Source organism: Nonomuraea jiangxiensis (assembly GCF_900099965.1).
In the GTDB taxonomy this organism is placed as follows: domain Bacteria; phylum Actinomycetota; class Actinomycetes; order Streptosporangiales; family Streptosporangiaceae; genus Nonomuraea; species Nonomuraea jiangxiensis.
Genome location: NZ_FNDJ01000002.1, coordinates 452,794 through 468,503 on the forward strand (window position 1 = coordinate 452,794; position 15,710 = coordinate 468,503).

The following is a 15,710-nucleotide window of genomic DNA, read 5'->3' on the forward strand; positions in this document are numbered from 1 at the left end:
GTTGCTTACAGCCAGACTGCCCGGGTGGATGTCAGGTGCCCGACGTGTTCGGAGACCGGCCAGGTTGTCGCGGTCCCGGGCGCCGTCGCCGCAGGGACCACCTATCGGATCGGGCGGGTCAGATTACCCGGCGAGCGTGAGATCGCCGATCTGCCCACGGCGGCGTCGCTGGGCGCGTCCAAACATGTCATGAGCCGTACGCAGCTCGCGGTCTGGTTGTCGTTCCCCAGCCGCCACTACACGCCCTGGACCCGCAACCACGGCTACATCATGCTCGGCGTGGCGGCCCTGGGGCACCTGGTCGTGTCGCTGGTGATCGCGATGGGACAGGACCCCCAGTGGGGCGAGGTGCTGCTGGCGCCCTTCTGCCTGACGGGGCTGTTCTGGGGGCTCGGGCTGCTGTTCGTCCTCGGTTCGTACGGCGCGCGCAAACGCGACACGGTAGAGGCCCCCGCCAGGGAGAGGGCGCTGGCCGTCTGGGAGAGCCTCTACTACTGCGCCCGCGACAACGTGGTGTTCGAGCCCGGGGTCGGCGTCTCGTTCCATCCGAGCGAGACGCGCGAGTACATCTTCGGGTTCAGAAACTCCCGATGATCAGGCCCGCTCCTCCGCCACCAGGCGGACGCAGACGGCCAGGCCGGTGATGGCCCGCTCCAGCTCGTCCAGCTCCGGGTAGGTCGGCGCGATCCTGATGGTGCGGTCGGCGGGGTCGGTGCCGTAGGGGTGGGTGGCGCCCGCGGGCGTCAGCGCGATGCCCGCCGCCTTGGCCCTGGCCACCACCTCGGCGGCGTGCGGCACCTCCAGGCTGACGAAGTAGCCGCCCTTCGGGCTGGTCCACTCGGCCAGGCCGCCGAGCCGGTCGGTCAGCACCTTGTCCACCAGCTCGAACTTCGGCCCGACCAGCTCCGCGTGCCGCCGCATGTGGGCGGCCACCCCGGCGGCGTCGCCCAGGAACTCCACATGGCGGAGCTGGTTGAGCTTGTCCGGGCCGATGGACTGCTTGGAGGTCTGGTGCAGGAACCACTCGACGTTCGCGGGTGAGGAGCCGAAGAACGACACGCCGGCCCCGGCCAGCGTCACCTTCGAGGTGGAGGCGTAGACGAACACCCGGTCGGGGTGGCCCTGCCCGGCGCTGATCGCCAGCAGGTCGGCCAGCTCGGCGGGGGTGTCGGTGAGGTGATGGACCGCATAGGCGTTGTCCCAGAAAATCCGGAAATCGGGGGCGGCGGTGGGCATGGCGGCGAGCCTGCGTACCGTCTCGTCGCTGTAGACGACGCCCGTCGGGTTGCTGTACTTCGGCACGCACCAGATGCCCTTGACGCTCGGGTCGGTGGCGACCAGGCCCTCGACCACGTCCATGTCGGGGCCGGTGGCGGTCATCGGGACGGGCACCATCTTGATCCCGAACCGCTCGCAGATCGTGAAATGCCGGTCATATCCGGGGACGGGGCACAGGAACGTGATCTCCGGCTCCTCCACCCACCGGCGCGCGGCGCCCGGCAGCGGCGCCAGCAGCGCGTGCACGATCGTGTCGTGCATCAGGGTCAGGCTGGAGTTGCCGCCCACGACGAGCTGCTCGGCGGGCACCTGGACCAGCGGCGCGAACAGCTCGCGCAGCTCGCGCAGCCCCTGAAGGTTGCCGTAGTTGCGGCCGTCACTGCCGTCGGCGGCCCGGTAGGACGTGGGCAGTTTCAGCATGACGTTGGAGAGATCGAGCTGGCGCGGTGACGGCTTGCCCCTGGTGAGGTCGAGCGAAAGCCCCTGCTGGACGAGGGCGGCGTAGTCACGCTGAGCGGTCACGAGTTCTCCTCCGGGTCGGCCGTCCGGGGCGGCCGCGTCTCGCGGCCGGCCTCGGTCAGCGCCTTGCACACGTACGAAGGATAGGAGAATTCACCGGATGAGCCGGTCTCCATCCGGCATGTGGACCGTCTGGCCAATCCGCGCGGGCGGCAAAAGTGCCGCCCGGAAATATCCAAGAACGACTTCACGAGCGGCGCTGGTTGGCGTGGAATGGGTAGATCGGGGCAGCCAACACTCCGCATCGGATGGGAGCAGTTGTGACGACTGTTCGCGAGACCTCGATCGAGCAGGTCAGGCGCCGTCGTACCGGGACCGTCATCGCCTCCTGGCTCTCGACGACCGACCACAAGGTCATCGGGTACCTCTATCTGATCACCTCGTTCGGGTTCTTCCTCGTGGCCGGCGTCATGGCCATGATCATCCGGGCCGAGCTCGCGTCGCCGGGCATGCAACTGGTCAACCAGCATCAGTACAACCAGCTCTTCACCATCCACGGCACGGTGATGCTGCTGCTGTTCGCCACGCCGCTGTTCGCCGGGTTCGCCAACGTGGTGATGCCGCTGCAGATCGGCGCGCCCGACGTGGCCTTTCCCCGGCTGAACGCGGTCGCGTACTGGCTGTTCCTGTTCGGCGGGCTGATGGTGGTGGCGGGGTTCTTCACGCCGGGCGGGGCGGCGGACTTCGGGTGGTTCGCGTACACGCCGCTGGCCACCGCCACGTTCTCGCCGCAGGTGGGCGCCGACCTGTGGATCATGGGGCTGGCGTTGTCCGGCCTCGGCACGATCCTCGGCGCCGTCAACTTCATCACCACGATCATCGGCATGCGGGCGCCCGGCATGACGATGTTCCGGCTCCCGCTGTTCACCTGGAACGTGCTGCTGACCAGCATGCTCGTGCTGATGGCCTTCCCGGTGCTGGCCGCGGCGCTGCTGGTGCTGGAGGCCGACCGCAAGCTCGGCACGCAGGTCTTCGAGGCGGTCAACGGCGGGCCGATGCTCTGGCAGCACCTGTTCTGGTTCTTCGGCCATCCCGAGGTCTACATCATCGCGTTGCCGTTCTTCGGGATCATCACCGAGGTGATCCCGGTCTTCAGCCGTAAGCCGATCTTCGGCTACATGAGCCTGGTGGGCGCGACCATCGCCATCGCCGGGCTGTCGATGACCGTGTGGGCGCACCACATGTTCCCGACGGGGCAGGTGCTGCTGCCGTTCTTCTCGTTCATGACGTTCTTGATCGCGGTGCCGACCGGGGTGAAGTTCTTCAACTGGATCGGCACGATGTGGCGGGGCCATCTCAGCTTCGAGACGCCGATGCTCTTCGCCGTCGGCTTCCTCGTGACGTTCCTGCTCGGCGGGCTCACCGGGATCATCCTGGCCTCGCCGCCGCTCGACTTCCACATCAGCGACACCTACTTCGTGGTGGCCCACTTCCACTACGTGGTCTTCGGCACGGTCGTGTTCGCGATGTTCTCCGGCTTCTACTTCTGGTGGCCGAAGATGACCGGCAGGATGCTCGACGACCGGCTCGGCAAGGTGCACTTCTGGACGCTGTTCATCGGTTTCCACACCACGTTCCTGGTGCAGCACTGGCTGGGGCAGCTCGGCATGCCCCGGCGGTACGCCGACTACGGCGTGTCCGACGGCTTCACCTTCCTCAACGAGGTCTCCTCCGTCGGGGCGTTCCTGCTCGGCGCCTCCACGCTGCCGTTCCTCTACAACGTCTTCAAGACCGCCAGGCACGCGCCCAAGGTCACCCTCGACGACCCGTGGGGCTACGGCAACTCGCTGGAGTGGGCGACCTCCTGCCCGCCGCCGCGGCACAACTTCACCAGCATGCCGCCGATCCGCTCCGAACGTCCCGCCTTCGACCTGCACTACCCCCACGTGCCGTCGGCCCCGGCGGCCGATCCCGAAGTCGATTCCGAGGTCAAATCCGAAACGGAGGCCGAGCCGGAGCAGGTTTCCGGGGACGGGACGCCCGAGGCGCCGCCCCGCCAGGAAACAACAGATTGATCATGACCTTTCGCCTATCTAGGGAGATCGGCGATGACAGGTACGAGAACCCCCTTCAACCCCGAGACGGCCCCCTGCGGGAAGAAGTCCGGCGGTGAGCGCCTCGTCGACGACGATGGCTACGGCCTGGTGATCCGCGACCAGTTCTTCGACTGCGGCTGCCGCAGGATCCGGCACGACTACCACGACGGCAGCATCCACCTCTCCGCCATCCGCCACGACGGCAAGCGGGTCAAGGACCCGATACAACCCGACCTCGGGAAGTGACCTAAATGATCGATGTGCTCATCGTCGGAGGAGGCGGGGCGGGGCTACGAGCGGCCATCGCGGTCGCCGAGCAGGACCCGGCGTGCAAGGTGGCGGTCGTCTCGAAGGTCTACCCGATGCGCAGCCACACCGTCTCCGCCGAGGGCGGCGCCGCCGCGGTGATCGACATCGGCGACACGCTCGACGAGCACTGTTACGACACGATCTCGGGTGGTGACTGGCTCTGCGACCAGGACGCGGTCGAGGCGTTCGTGGCCGAGGCGCCGCGGGAGCTGATCCAGCTCGAACACTGGGGCTGCCCCTGGAGCCGCGAGGGCGACGGCCGGGTCGCGGTCCGCCCGTTCGGCGGCATGAAGCGGGAGCGCACCTGGTACGCGGCCGACAAGACGGGCTTCCACCTCCTGCACACCTTGTTCCAAACAACCCTGAAATATCAGGACATCATCAGGTACGACGAGTGGTACGTCACCAAGCTCGTCGTCGACGACGGCCGCGTCCACGGGGTCGTGGCCGTCGAGATCAGGACCGGCCGCATCGAGACCATCCCCGCCAGGACCGTCATCCTGGCCACCGGCGGCTGCGGCCGGGTCTTCCCCTTCACCACGAACGCCGCCATCAAGACCGGCGACGGCATGGCCCTGGCCTACCGCGAGGGCGCCCCGCTCAAGGACATGGAGTTCGTCCAGTACCACCCGACCGGCCTGCCGTTCACCGGCATCCTCATCACCGAGGCGGCCAGGGCGGAGGGCGGCTGGCTGATCAACAAGGACGGCTACCGCTACCTCCAGGACTACGACCTCGGCACGCCCACGCCCACGCCGAAGCTGCGCAGCATGGAGCTGGGCCCGCGCGACCGGCTCTCCCAGGCGTTCGTGCACGAGCAGCACAAGGGCCGTACGGCGGACACCCCGTACGGGCCCGTCGTCTACCTGGACCTGCGCCACCTGGGCGAGAGCAAGATCGACTCCCGCATCCCGTTCGTGCGCGAGCTGTGCCGCAGCTACCAGAACCTCGACCCGGCCACCGACCTCATCCCGGTACGCCCGGTCGTGCACTACATGATGGGCGGCGTCCACACCGACATCGACGGCGCCACCCCCATCGCCGGCCTGTACGCGGCCGGTGAGACCGCCTGCGTGAGCATCAACGGCGCCAACCGGCTCGGCTCGAACTCGCTGCCGGAGATCCTCGTGTTCGGCCGCCGGGCGGCCCTGGCCGCCGCCGAGTTCGCCAGGGCGCACCGGGACGGCGAGCCGCGGGCCGTACGGACCCAGGGGGAGGACGAGCGGCGGCTCCTGGAACGCGAGCGCGAGGGCAGGAGGACCGGCGAGCGCGTCGCCGACCTGCGGGAGCGGATGCAGCACACGCTGGAGGGGGCGGCCGGCATCTACCGCACGGGGGACGTCCTGGCCAAGGCCGTCGACACGCTCGCCGACCTGCGCGCCCGGGCCGAGGAGGTCCGCTTCGACGACACCGGCGTCGCCTTCAACACCGAACTGCTCAACCTGCTGGAGTTACGCACCATGCTGGAGGTCGCGCAGACGATCGTGGCCTGCGCGCTGAACAGGCAGGAGTCGCGCGGCGCGCACCAGCGCACCGACTTCACCGCCAGGGACGACGACTCCTTCCTCGCGCACTCGCTGGTGCACCGCGCGCCCGACGGCACCCCGTCCGTCGGCCTGCTCCCCGTGACGATCACCCGCTGGCCTCCGGGAGAAAGGGTGTATGGCCGTTGAACGCCGAGACTGACACGACGGAGGAGGCCGGTGCTCGCACCATCCGGATGGAGGTCATGCGATTCCGGCCGGGGGAGGACACCGAGCCGGTGTTCCAGGGGTACGACGTGCCGCTCATGGCCGACTGGGCCGTGCTCGACGGGCTCAACCACATCAAGGACCAGCTCGACGGCAGCCTGTCCTACCGCTGGTCGTGCCGGATGGGCGTGTGCGGCTCGTGCGGCATGACGGTCAACGGCGAGCCCCGGCTGACCTGCGGCACCTTCCTCACCGAATACGGGCAGGGCCCGGTGCGGATCGAGCCGCTGAAGGGTTTCCCGGTCATCAAGGACCTGGTGGTGGACATCGACGACTTCCTGGCCAAGCTGTCGTCGGTGCGCCCGTGGCTGATCCGGGAGGGCGAGGAGCTGCCGCTGACCACCGAGTACGCCCAGACGCCCGCGCAGCTGGAGGCGTACAAGCAGTACAGCATGTGCATCAACTGCACGCTGTGCTACTCGGCCTGCCCCGTCTACGTGCTCGACCCCGACTTCCTCGGCCCGGCGGCCATCGCCCTGGCCCAGCGCTACAACCTGGACTCGCGTGACATGGGCGACCGGTTCGACGTGCTCAACCTGGACGACGCGGTGTGGGGGTGCACGTTCGTGGGCGAGTGCACCCGGGTGTGCCCCAAGCACGTGGACCCGGCCGAGGCCATCCAGCGCTACAAGCTGACGGCCGCCCTGCGCTCGGTGCTGCCGTGGAGCCGGCGATGACGGCCGGCGGCAGTGCCTCCTCGGGCGCTTCCCCGGGCGCTTCCCCGGGCGCCTCCTCCGGCGCCTCGCAGGGCGCTTTCGTACGGACCGGCGCGGCCGGTTACCGGCCGGGGCGCGACCCGTTGTGGTTCGCCCGCACCCGCACCTACACCCTCTTCGTGCTGCGCGAGCTGACCAGCGTCTTCGTGGCCTGGTCGGTCGTGTTCACCATGATGCTGGTGGACGCGGTGCTGGGTGGCACGCTGCCGGACTTCGCCGCGCTGGCCGCCCGGCCGTGGATGATCGCGATCAACGTGGTGGCCCTGGCCGCGACCGTCTTCCACGCCGTCACGTTCCTGAACCTCGCGCCCAAGGCCACGGTCGTCCGCCTGGACGGCTGGCGGGTGCCCGCCTGGATGATCCAGGGGGGCAACCACTCGGCCTGGGCGGTGATCTCCGCGGCGATCGCCTACTTCGTGCTGAGGACGCCATGAAGCGCACGCTGGAACCGTACCTGTGGTTGCTGTTCAGCGGCGGGGGCGTGCTGGCGGCGTTCCTGCTGCCGGTGCTCGTGCTGCTGTTCGGGGTGCTCATGCCGCTCGGCGTGGTCGACTGGCCGACCGCCGAGCACCTGAGCGCGCTGCTGGACAACGTGCTCGTGCGGCTGGCGCTGCTGGTCGTCGCCGTGCTGTGCCTCTTCCACGCGGCGCACCGGATCAGGCACACCAGCGAGGAACTGCTCGGCATCGCCAGGTTCGACCTGGTCGTGGCGGTGCTCTGCTACGGGGGTGCCATCGCGGGCGGGGTCATCACGGCGCTTTTGCTGTTCTGATATGTCGTGGTTTGATCACGTTTCACCAACGTACTTTACGATTGGTTTACTTACCCTCTAGCGTCCGGCATTGCACACCCCTAGGCCATTCGCCCGGAGATCCCGGGCAGAGAGGGTTCCTGGTGCCACGTACAAAGCGCCTATTAGCCATTCTCCCTGCGGTCGCCCTCCTGGGAGCGGCCCTGTCCGTGCCCGGCGCCCAGGCGTCCTCGGTCGCGAACTACCAGCCGACTGCCGCGGATTTCTACATCAACTACGCTCCGCCCCAGGTCGAGCGTGATCCGAAGGAACCCGCGCTCGACGCCCGGAACCAGCGCAAGCTCACCCCGGCGCAGAAGTTCGACCGGAAGTTCAGCAGTGGGAATCCGGCGGCCGGCCGCATCCTCGCCGCCCGCGAGCAGCAGGCGATCAAGACCGGCCGCAACCCGGCTGAATGGATCTTCAAGAATTCCAAGCAGACCCGTACGGCCAAGCTCCTGACCCTCCTGGTCGAGTTCGACGAGCAGGCCAACGACGACTTCTCCGGTTTCAACCGGCTGCGCACGGTCAACAGCGCGCCCGACGACTGCGTGGTCGAGCCGCCAGGGACGCTCAAGAACGGCCCCCTGCACAACAACATCCCGGACCCGGCGACGCTGCCGCACAAGGACAACAACTCCTTCTGGGTCAAGGACTTCAGCACCGAGCACTTCAACAAGATGCTCTACACCGACAAGGGCATCACCGAGCGCGTCCGCCCCGACCTGCGGGACCCGCGTGACGGCAAGCGCGGCATCGACATCTCCGGCTCCACGCTGAAGCGGATGTACGAGGAGATGTCCAAGGGCGCCTACTCCGTCACCGGCTCGGCCGTGGGCTGGATCAAGGTCCCGCACTCCGAGGCCTGGTACGGCGCCGCGGCCTGCGGCGGCGCGCCCCAGGACATGTCCGGCCACCCGGACAACCCGCGCGGCGCCCAGGAGCTGGCCATCGACGCGGTCGACGCCCTGGCCCAGAGCCAGCCGGACTTCCCGTGGGCCGACTACGACCTCGAGGACATCTCCGACGCCGACGGCGACGGCAACCACAACGAGCCCGACGGCGTCGTCGACCACCTCGTGCTCGTGCACGCCGGCAAGGACAAGTCCTCCGACGGCGGCGCCGAGGGGACCTACGCCATCTGGGCGCACTCCAGCGCGGTCGCCGGCGGCTACCACATCCCCGGCAGCGACAAGAAGATCTCCAACTACATCGTGCAGCCCGAGGACTCCGGCGTCGGTGTCTTCGCCCACGAGTACGGTCACGACCTCGGCCTGCCCGACCTGTACGACACCTCGGGCGCGGCCAGCTCGGCCGTGGACTTCTGGGACCTGATGTCCAGCGGCTCCCACGCCGGCCCGATCTTCCAGTCGATGCCGACGCACATGGGCCTGTGGGACAAGTGGGTGCTCGGCTGGGCGAACCCGAAGACGCTCGACCCCGGCGACCGCTCCCAGCTCGTCACGGTCGGGCAGTCCTCGCGCACGCCCAAGCTCACCCAGGACGGCGTCCGGGTGAACCTGGCCTCCACACCGCAGCGGATGATCGAACCGCACAGCGGCTCGAACGCCTGGTGGACCAACCTCGACCAGGAATGGGCCAACGTCACCCTCACCCGTGACCTGCCCGTCCCGGCCGGTACGGACCTGAAGTTCTGGATGTGGAACAACTACGAGATCGAGCAGGACTGGGACTTCGGCTTCGTCGAGGTGTCGACCGACGGCGGCGAGACCTGGACCCAGCAGAAGGTCTACGACGAGGCCGGCACCGAGGTCACCACGCCTGACGGCTACCCGGACCCGAACAAGAATCTCGCCACGTTCGGCAACAAGAAGTACGGCCTCACCGGCGACACCGGCGGCTGGCGGCACGACTACGCCGACCTGACGCCGTACGCCGGGCAGACGATCAAGCTGCGGCTGACGTACAACACCGACGCGGCCTTCACTCCGCGCGGCTGGCACGCCGACGACTTCGAGCTCACCAACGGCGGCACGTCGGTGTGGAGCGACGACGTCGAGGGCGGCGCCAACGGCTGGCTGGCGGTGGGCGGCACGTTCACCAACACCAGCGGCCAGGGCTGGACCCGCAACAACGGCGAGCGCGAGATCTCCCGCTTCTACCTCGCGGAGTGGCGGAACTTCGACGGCTTCGACAAGGGCCTGGCCTACACCTACGACAGCGACTACCTCCGCGACGGGGCCTGGCAGGTGCAGAAGGTGAAGTACAACGCGCCCGGCCTGCTGGTGTGGTACCGCGACTCCACCTTCACCACCAACAACGTCGGCGAGACCATCACGGCCCCGCCGAGCCTCGGCCCCAAGGGCAGCCTGCTGGTCGTGGACTCCCACTACGAACCGCTGCGCCGCACCGGGACCGCGGCCGAGAAGGACCCGACGCTGAACAAGAACCTGCAGGGGCGCGTCCAGACCTCCAACGCGGCGTTCGGGTTCGGCAAGACCTACCCCTTCAAGGAGTGCATCGAGGCGGCGGACGAGCCGTTCAGCGCGTACTGCACGGACTTCCCCGCGCAGAAGGGCGTCTCGGCGTTCACGGACGCGAAGACGTGGTTCCCCGGCATCGAGCAGATCAACGGCGGGCTCTACTACCGCGACTTCGACGCCTCGGCGGTCGTGCCCGCCAAGGGTGACCAGGCCTACAGCACCCGCGTGGTGCACCAGGACGGCACTCCGGCGCCGGAGCTGTACGGCCGGGTGGCCGGCGGCTCGGTGCTCGGCACCGGCAACCCCGGTGACGAGGGCAAGGCGCTCGGCGTGCAGTTCAAGCTGGTCAGCCCGCTGCCCGGTAACATCGGTGCCATCGTCCAGGTGACGCCGCCGAAGAAGTGAAATGTAGGGGCCGCTGGAGCCCTCAGCGGCCCCTACGATTGATGACCATGAGCGAACTGCGCACCAAAGAAGAGCACACCGAGGCGATCCGTCGGGATCGCCGGGTGGCGGTGGTGGTGAACACTCGCTCGCGCCGTGGTCGCCGCCACTACTTCGAGGTGATCGAGCAGATCCACAACCTCGGGTTCGAGCCGCTGGCCGAGCTGTCGGTCTACAACCCCAAGCGGTTGCGCGACCTGCTGGACACGGCCCTGGCCACCGGCCCGGACCTGCTCATCGTCGGCGGCGGCGACGGCACCCTGTCCTCCGCCGTGCACCACGTCGCCCACCGCGACGTGGCGCTCGGCGTGCTGCCCCTGGGCACCACCAACAACTTCGCCCGCAGCCTCGGGCTGCCGCTCGACCTGGCGGGGGCGATCGGGGTGTTCGCCGACGGCAAGGTGGCCGACATCGACCTCGGCATGGCCGACGACCAGCCGTTCGCCAACCTGGCCAGCTTCGGCGTGTCCGTCGAGGTGGCGGGCAAGGTCAAGCCGTGGCTCAAGCGCATCGTGGGGCGCCCCGCCTACCCGCTGACCGCGCTGACGATCCTGCCGGGGCACACGCCGTTCCGCGCCTACATCACGGTCGAGGGGGAGCGCCACGAGCTGCTCACCCACCAGCTCAACATCGCCAACGGCCGCTTCCACGGCGGCTGGCAGGTGGCCAGGGACATCAGCATCGACAACGGCATGCTGGTGGCCTACCAGCTCGGCTCCGGCAAGAAGCTGCGGCTGCTCGGCGAGACCCTGATCAGGGCGACCACCGGCCGCTGGCGCAGCCTGGCGGGCGGGCCGTTCGTGATGGGGCGCGAGATGCTGCTGGAGACCGACCCGCCGCTGGCCGCCGACGTGGACGGCGAGGTGGGCCTGCGCACCCCGATCCGGCTCCGCGTGGTGCCGAACGGAGTGCGGGTCATGGTGCCCGCCTCCTTCGAGGATCGCTGACCGGGCGTTCGGGCGCGCACCGCAGCAGCCCCCGGTCGGGCTCCAGGTTGCCGCCCCCGCGGAAGTAGAGCTGGCTGACATAGCCCCAGGCGCCGTTGTCGGCCATGGTCTTGGCCCACCAGTCGTTGACGCGGCCGTTCCCGAGGGCGTGGCGGCGGCCCTTCAGCCCGCACGCGTACCAGTCGTCGCCGGCCGCCTCGATGTGGCCCACCACGCGGATGTCGCGGACGGTCGCGTGCACGGGGATCCTGCCGTCGGGCGCCCAGTCGGGGCAGATCTGCACGGTGTGGGCCTCGCCGTCGATGACCCGCTCGAACGGGACGCCGCACGGGAAGTCGTCGGCGCGGGCCCGCGCGGACCCGGTGAGCGATCCCGTCAGCACCGCCACTGTGCCCACCGCCGTGCCCACCACTGCGCCCGCCGCGCGCATGGAGAACGTCATCCTTCCCTCCCTGGTCGATTTCTCGTGCACTCACCGTAGGGGAGTTGACACTGAAGGTCACGAGGGGGTTTTAGGCGTTCGGGAGGCGGCGGTAGGCCGGGGTGAGCGTGCGGTCCAGGCCGGCGGGTGGCGGGAAGACGCGCAGCAGCAGGTCGGGGGCGGCGGTCGTGGGGCGGCGCTCGGGGCGGTGGGCGGTGGCGCCGGGGGCGAAGAAGTCGGCCAGCCGGTCGGCGAACGGGACGTCCGCCACCCGCAGCGGGTCCGCGCCCGTCTCGTCGGCCAGGGAGCCGAGCAGTTGCTCGCGGGTGCGCCCGCGCCAGGCCAGCACCAGGAACGGATCGTCGTCGAACGACTCGGCCAGCAGGTAGAGCACGGCCGACAGGTGCTTGCAGGGGAACCCCCAGTCGGGGCACGAGCAGTCCATGTCCAGGTCGCGCGGGAACAGGTCGATGCCGAGCGCGGCGAACAGCTCCTCGATCTCCACCGGCATCTCACCCGCCAGCAGCTTGGCCCGGTAGACGGCCTGCGCGGCGATCGAGTGCTCGATGGTGGCCCAGCGGTCCTCGTCGTACGCCTCGATCCTGATCCCGACCTGGTACGGCTCGCTCCGCGACCCCTGGACGGCGGCCCTGACCTCACCCGGGACCAGGTCGATCGACAGGACCTGGCCCTGTCGGGCGTAGGCCCGGCCGCGGGACAGGCGCCCCCGGTCGCAGACGCGCTCCAGGATGTCGATGAAACGCCGCGACCACCAGGTGGAGCCGATGCTGCCGCGCTGCGTGCGCGCCCTGATGCCGCCCTCGACCCTGATCGGCCCGCTCGCCTCGAACCACGCCATCGTTCAGCCCACCCCCTCGGCGGTCAGCTCGAACACCTCGCGCAACTCGTCGGTGGACAGGTCGGTGAGCCACTCCTCGCCGGTGCCCACCACCCGCTCGGCCAGCGCCTTCTTGCGCTCGATCATCTGGTCCACGCGCTCCTCCAGCGTGCCCGCGCAGATGAGCTTGCGCACCTGTACGTTCTTGCGCTGCCCGATCCTGAACGCGCGGTCGGTGGCCTGGTCCTCGACGGCCGGGTTCCACCAGCGGTCCACGTGGATGACGTGGTTGGCGGCCGTGAGGTTGAGGCCCACGCCCGCCGCCTTGAGCGACAGCACGAACAGCATCGGCTCCTCGTCGTGCTGGAACCGGTCCACCAGGCGGTCGCGGGTCTTCTTCGGCAGGCCGCCGTGCAGCCAGAGGACCGGGCGGTCGAGGTGCTGGGCGAGGTAGGGCTGGAGCATGGTCCCGAATTCCGCATATTGCGTGAAAAGAAGGGCTTTTTCGCCTTCAGCGAGGATTTCTTCTGAAAGCTGCTCCAATCGGGTGAGTTTTCCGGACCTGCCGGACAGGCGGGAGCCGTCCTTGAGCAGGTGGGCCGGGTGGTTGCAGACCTGCTTGAGCCGGGCCATCGCGGACAGCACCAGGCCGCGCCGCTCGATGCCCTCGCTGTCGTCGATCTTGGCCAGCATGTCTTCCACCACCGCCTGGTAGAGCGAGGCCTGCTCGGTGGTGAGCGGACACCACTCCTTCACCTCCAGCTTCTCCGGCAAGTCGGAGATGATGGACTTGTCGGTCTTGACGCGGCGGAGGATGAACGGCCCCGTCGCCCGCTTGAGCGCCTGCGCGGCCTGCTCGTCCTGGCGGGCCTCGATGGGCTCCTGGAACCTGCTCCTGAACCGCGAGCGCGACCCCAGCAGCCCGGGATTGGCGAACTCCATGATCGACCAGAGCTCGGCCAGATGGTTCTCCACCGGCGTCCCGGTCAGGGCCAGCCGGGTGCCGGTGGGGATCGACCGTACCGCCCTGGCCTGCAGCGTCGAGCTGTTCTTGATCGCCTGGGCCTCGTCGCACACGACCCGGTGCCACTCATGCGTTTTCAGGGTGTCCAGGTCGCGCTGCGCGGTGCCGTACGTGGTGATGACCAGGTCGGCCCCGCCGATCCTGGCGGCGTCGCGCCCGCTGCCGTGGTGCACGTAGACCCGCAGCCCCGGCGCGAACCTGGCCGTCTCCCGCTGCCAGTTGCCCACCAGCGACATCGGGCACACCAGCAGCGTCGGGGTGCTCGCCCGCTCGTGCACGAGCAGCGCCAGCGTGGTGACCGTCTTGCCCAGTCCCATGTCGTCGGCCAGCACCCCGCCGAGGCCCAGCTCGGACAGGAAGCTCAGCCACGCCAGCCCGCGCTCCTGGTACGGCCGGAGCGTCGCGTCAAGGCCCGCCGGGGTGGACAGCGGGGTGAGCCGCCGCTCGGCCTGCCCGGACAGCAGGTCGCCGAGCACGCCGTCGGCGTCGACCGCCAGCAGCGGCAGGTCGTCGTCCTCCCAGGGGGCGGCGCCGACGACGCCGCGCAGGATGTCGGCGGCGGTGGTCTCGCCCGAGCGGCCGCCCTCCACGGCCCTGAGCGCCGCCTTGAGCTGCCTGTCGTCCAGCTCCACCCACTGGCCGCGCACCCTGACCAGCGGCACCTTGAGCCTGGCCAGCTCGGCCAGCTCCGCCTCGCTGATCGTCTCGTCGCCCACCGTCAGGTCGATCCGGAAGTCGACCAGCTCCCGCAGCCCGAACCCCTGCGAGACGGCCGCCGTCTGAGCCTTGGTCCTGGTCGTGAGCTTCAGCCCCAGCCGCGTACGGCCGGCCCAGCGCGGCAACTGCACCCCGAACCCGGCCGCCTGCAGCAGCGGCGCCGCCTGGCGCAGGAATCCGAACGCGCCCGGGGTGTCGAGCCACAACTCGCTCGGCTGCGGGACGCGCAGCGCCCGGTCCAGCTCGGGATAGAGCCTGACGGCGCGGCCCAGCCCGGTCAGCAGCTCCCGCTCCGGCCTGCCCGGCAGGCCCTGCTCGCCCTGCCAGATCCGCTCGGCGGGGACGTAGAGGCTGGGGTCGTCGGCGGCCTGCAACGCCAGCTCCACCCGCCAGTCGTCGGTGTCCGCGGGCTCCTGGAGGCGGAAGCAGACGCGGGTCGCGCCCTCGGCCGCCGCCACCGAGTCGTGCCAGCCGGCCAGCTCCTGGCGCAGCTCGGGGACGTCGGGGCAGGCCGGGTCGGGGCCGGTGAGGGCGGCCAGCCAGCGCTCCTGCGGGGTCCTGGGCACGGCGACGAGGGGTTCCGTGAGCACCCGCCTGACGACGGCGTCGGTGAAGGCGTCGACGGCCTCGCGCAGGACGTCCGTGGCGGCGCGCTCCGCGGCCCCGGTACGGCAGGCGGGCGGCATGGCCAGCGTCAGCTCCCGGAAGTATCGGGCGTCGGCTCCCGTGAGCACGGGCCGCCACCGGGCGAGGGCCTCGGCCCGCGGAATCGTCCACATGGCCATGCCGTCCTCGTGGCCGGACACCGCGGAGGCGCCAGACGCTTCAGCGGGGCCCGGCCCTTCGGAAGAGCCGGGCGCTTCGAAGGGGCTGGGGGCGGGGGAGCGGAGGAGTTGGGGGATGACGCGGCCCCGGCGTACGAGGTCGTGGGCGAAGCCGGCGACGGCGGCCCAGTGGCGCAGGGTGGCGGTGCCCGTGTGCTCGGACAGCACGTGGAGCGCCTGCGCGACCGATGGCACGACGGCGGGCACCTGCCACAGGCGCAACCGTGGCCGGGTCACCTCCGGCATCCGGCCGGTCTCCGGCGAGGGCAGCGGCTCCTTCGCCGACCCGGGGAGCAGCAGCTCCAGCGTGCGGTACGGCGGGTCATCGAGGCCGAGCACGGCGGCGACGGCCTGCGCCGGCGCGGCACCAGGGTGGGGCCGCGCCGCGGCCGCGCCCCGACGCGAGCCGGTCCGGACCGGTGCGCTCTGGTCCGAGCCGGTCCGGTCCGGGGTCGTCCGGCCAAGGGCGGCCCGGTCGTGAGCGGGTTGTGGTGAGGCGGGCTGGTGTGGGGTGTCCGGCGGGGGTGGTCCGGCGTCTGTGGTCTCCGCCCAGAAGGCGAGCCCGCTCGGCGTCCAGACCCCATGTACCACCACCCTGGCAGGCTACCGGCTGGTGGCCGGAGATCGGAGCTGAGCCGGCCGCACCCGAAGT

Annotated in this window: 13 protein-coding genes; 9 read left to right on the forward strand and 4 right to left on the reverse strand. The window is 69.9% G+C overall.

Features of this window, described 5'->3' with window-relative positions; translation table 11 throughout:
- Positions 1–24 precede the first annotated feature (24 nt).
- Entirely contained in the window at positions 25–594 is a 570-nt protein-coding gene (locus BLS95_RS05340; protein WP_090929712.1) for a hypothetical protein, read from the forward strand.
- Here BLS95_RS05340 and BLS95_RS05345 read toward each other — a convergent pair whose 3' ends face one another.
- Complete coding sequence (locus BLS95_RS05345; RefSeq protein ID WP_176993025.1) at positions 595–1,800, reverse strand: aspartate aminotransferase type Ic; 1,206 nt, start codon at positions 1,798–1,800, stop codon at positions 595–597.
- A gap of 245 nt (positions 1,801–2,045) precedes the next feature.
- Between BLS95_RS05345 and ctaD the strand changes: the two genes are divergently transcribed.
- The 8 genes from ctaD to BLS95_RS05385 all read left to right on the forward strand — a co-directional run bounded on the left by ctaD (position 2,046) and on the right by BLS95_RS05385 (position 11,234).
- The gene (ctaD, locus tag BLS95_RS05350) at positions 2,046–3,812 is read left to right on the forward strand and encodes an aa3-type cytochrome oxidase subunit I (protein ID WP_425434689.1); all 1,767 of its coding nucleotides are present in this window, start codon (positions 2,046–2,048) and stop codon (positions 3,810–3,812) included.
- 33 nt (positions 3,813–3,845) lie between these two features.
- A complete protein-coding gene (locus BLS95_RS05355) occupies positions 3,846–4,079 on the forward strand; it encodes a hypothetical protein (RefSeq protein WP_090929714.1) in 234 nt (77 codons plus the stop codon).
- A gap of 5 nt (positions 4,080–4,084) precedes the next feature.
- Entirely contained in the window at positions 4,085–5,815 is a 1,731-nt protein-coding gene (gene frdA, locus BLS95_RS05360; RefSeq protein ID WP_090929715.1) for a fumarate reductase (quinol) flavoprotein subunit, read from the forward strand.
- A complete protein-coding gene (gene sdhB, locus BLS95_RS05365; RefSeq protein WP_342742673.1) occupies positions 5,812–6,570 on the forward strand; it encodes a succinate dehydrogenase iron-sulfur subunit in 759 nt (252 codons plus the stop codon). Before frdA ends, sdhB begins: the two co-directional genes overlap by 4 nt.
- Entirely contained in the window at positions 6,567–7,043 is a 477-nt protein-coding gene (locus tag BLS95_RS05370; RefSeq protein ID WP_090929933.1) for a succinate dehydrogenase/fumarate reductase transmembrane subunit, read from the forward strand. Before sdhB ends, BLS95_RS05370 begins: the two co-directional genes overlap by 4 nt.
- Positions 7,040–7,381 (forward strand): fumarate reductase subunit FrdD, encoded by a 342-nt coding sequence (frdD, locus tag BLS95_RS05375; RefSeq protein WP_090929716.1) that lies wholly within the window; start codon positions 7,040–7,042, stop codon positions 7,379–7,381. The genes BLS95_RS05370 and frdD overlap by 4 nt, the downstream gene beginning before the upstream one ends.
- Before the next feature lie 122 nt (positions 7,382–7,503).
- Positions 7,504–10,248 carry an immune inhibitor A domain-containing protein gene (locus tag BLS95_RS05380; protein ID WP_245764856.1) on the forward strand — a complete coding sequence of 915 codons (2,745 nt, stop codon included), beginning with the start codon at positions 7,504–7,506 and terminating at the stop codon, positions 10,246–10,248.
- A gap of 47 nt (positions 10,249–10,295) precedes the next feature.
- Positions 10,296–11,234 carry a diacylglycerol/lipid kinase family protein gene (locus tag BLS95_RS05385; protein WP_090929717.1) on the forward strand — a complete coding sequence of 313 codons (939 nt, stop codon included), beginning with the start codon at positions 10,296–10,298 and terminating at the stop codon, positions 11,232–11,234.
- Here BLS95_RS05385 and BLS95_RS05390 read toward each other — a convergent pair.
- From BLS95_RS05390 to BLS95_RS05400, 3 genes are all read right to left on the reverse strand, one after another.
- Positions 11,203–11,676 carry a hypothetical protein gene (locus tag BLS95_RS05390; protein WP_090929718.1) on the reverse strand — a complete coding sequence of 158 codons (474 nt, stop codon included), beginning with the start codon at positions 11,674–11,676 and terminating at the stop codon, positions 11,203–11,205. The genes BLS95_RS05385 and BLS95_RS05390 overlap by 32 nt on opposite strands.
- A 70-nt stretch (positions 11,677–11,746) precedes the next feature.
- Positions 11,747–12,514, reverse strand: a complete 768-nt coding sequence (locus BLS95_RS05395; RefSeq protein WP_090929719.1) for an SWIM zinc finger family protein — start codon at positions 12,512–12,514, stop codon at positions 11,747–11,749.
- A gap of 3 nt (positions 12,515–12,517) precedes the next feature.
- Entirely contained in the window at positions 12,518–15,652 is a 3,135-nt protein-coding gene (locus BLS95_RS05400) for a DEAD/DEAH box helicase (RefSeq protein ID WP_218135608.1), read from the reverse strand.
- Positions 15,653–15,710 lie beyond the last annotated feature (58 nt).

Excerpts from the sequence above, each read along its gene's own strand:
- BLS95_RS05385 (WP_090929717.1), top strand. The coding sequence starts at position 10,296 with ATGAGCGAACTGCGCACCAAAGAAGAGCACACCGAGGCGATCCGTCGG.
- BLS95_RS05370 (WP_090929933.1), top strand. The coding sequence starts at position 6,567 with ATGACGGCCGGCGGCAGTGCCTCCTCGGGCGCTTCCCCGGGCGCTTCC.
- ctaD (WP_425434689.1), top strand. The coding sequence starts at position 2,046 with ATGGGAGCAGTTGTGACGACTGTTCGCGAGACCTCGATCGAGCAGGTC.
- BLS95_RS05355 (WP_090929714.1), top strand. The coding sequence starts at position 3,846 with ATGACAGGTACGAGAACCCCCTTCAACCCCGAGACGGCCCCCTGCGGG.
- frdD (WP_090929716.1), top strand. The coding sequence starts at position 7,040 with ATGAAGCGCACGCTGGAACCGTACCTGTGGTTGCTGTTCAGCGGCGGG.
- BLS95_RS05390 (WP_090929718.1), bottom strand. The coding sequence starts at position 11,676 with ATGACGTTCTCCATGCGCGCGGCGGGCGCAGTGGTGGGCACGGCGGTG.
- frdA (WP_090929715.1), top strand. The coding sequence starts at position 4,085 with ATGATCGATGTGCTCATCGTCGGAGGAGGCGGGGCGGGGCTACGAGCG.
- BLS95_RS05395 (WP_090929719.1), bottom strand. The coding sequence starts at position 12,514 with ATGGCGTGGTTCGAGGCGAGCGGGCCGATCAGGGTCGAGGGCGGCATC.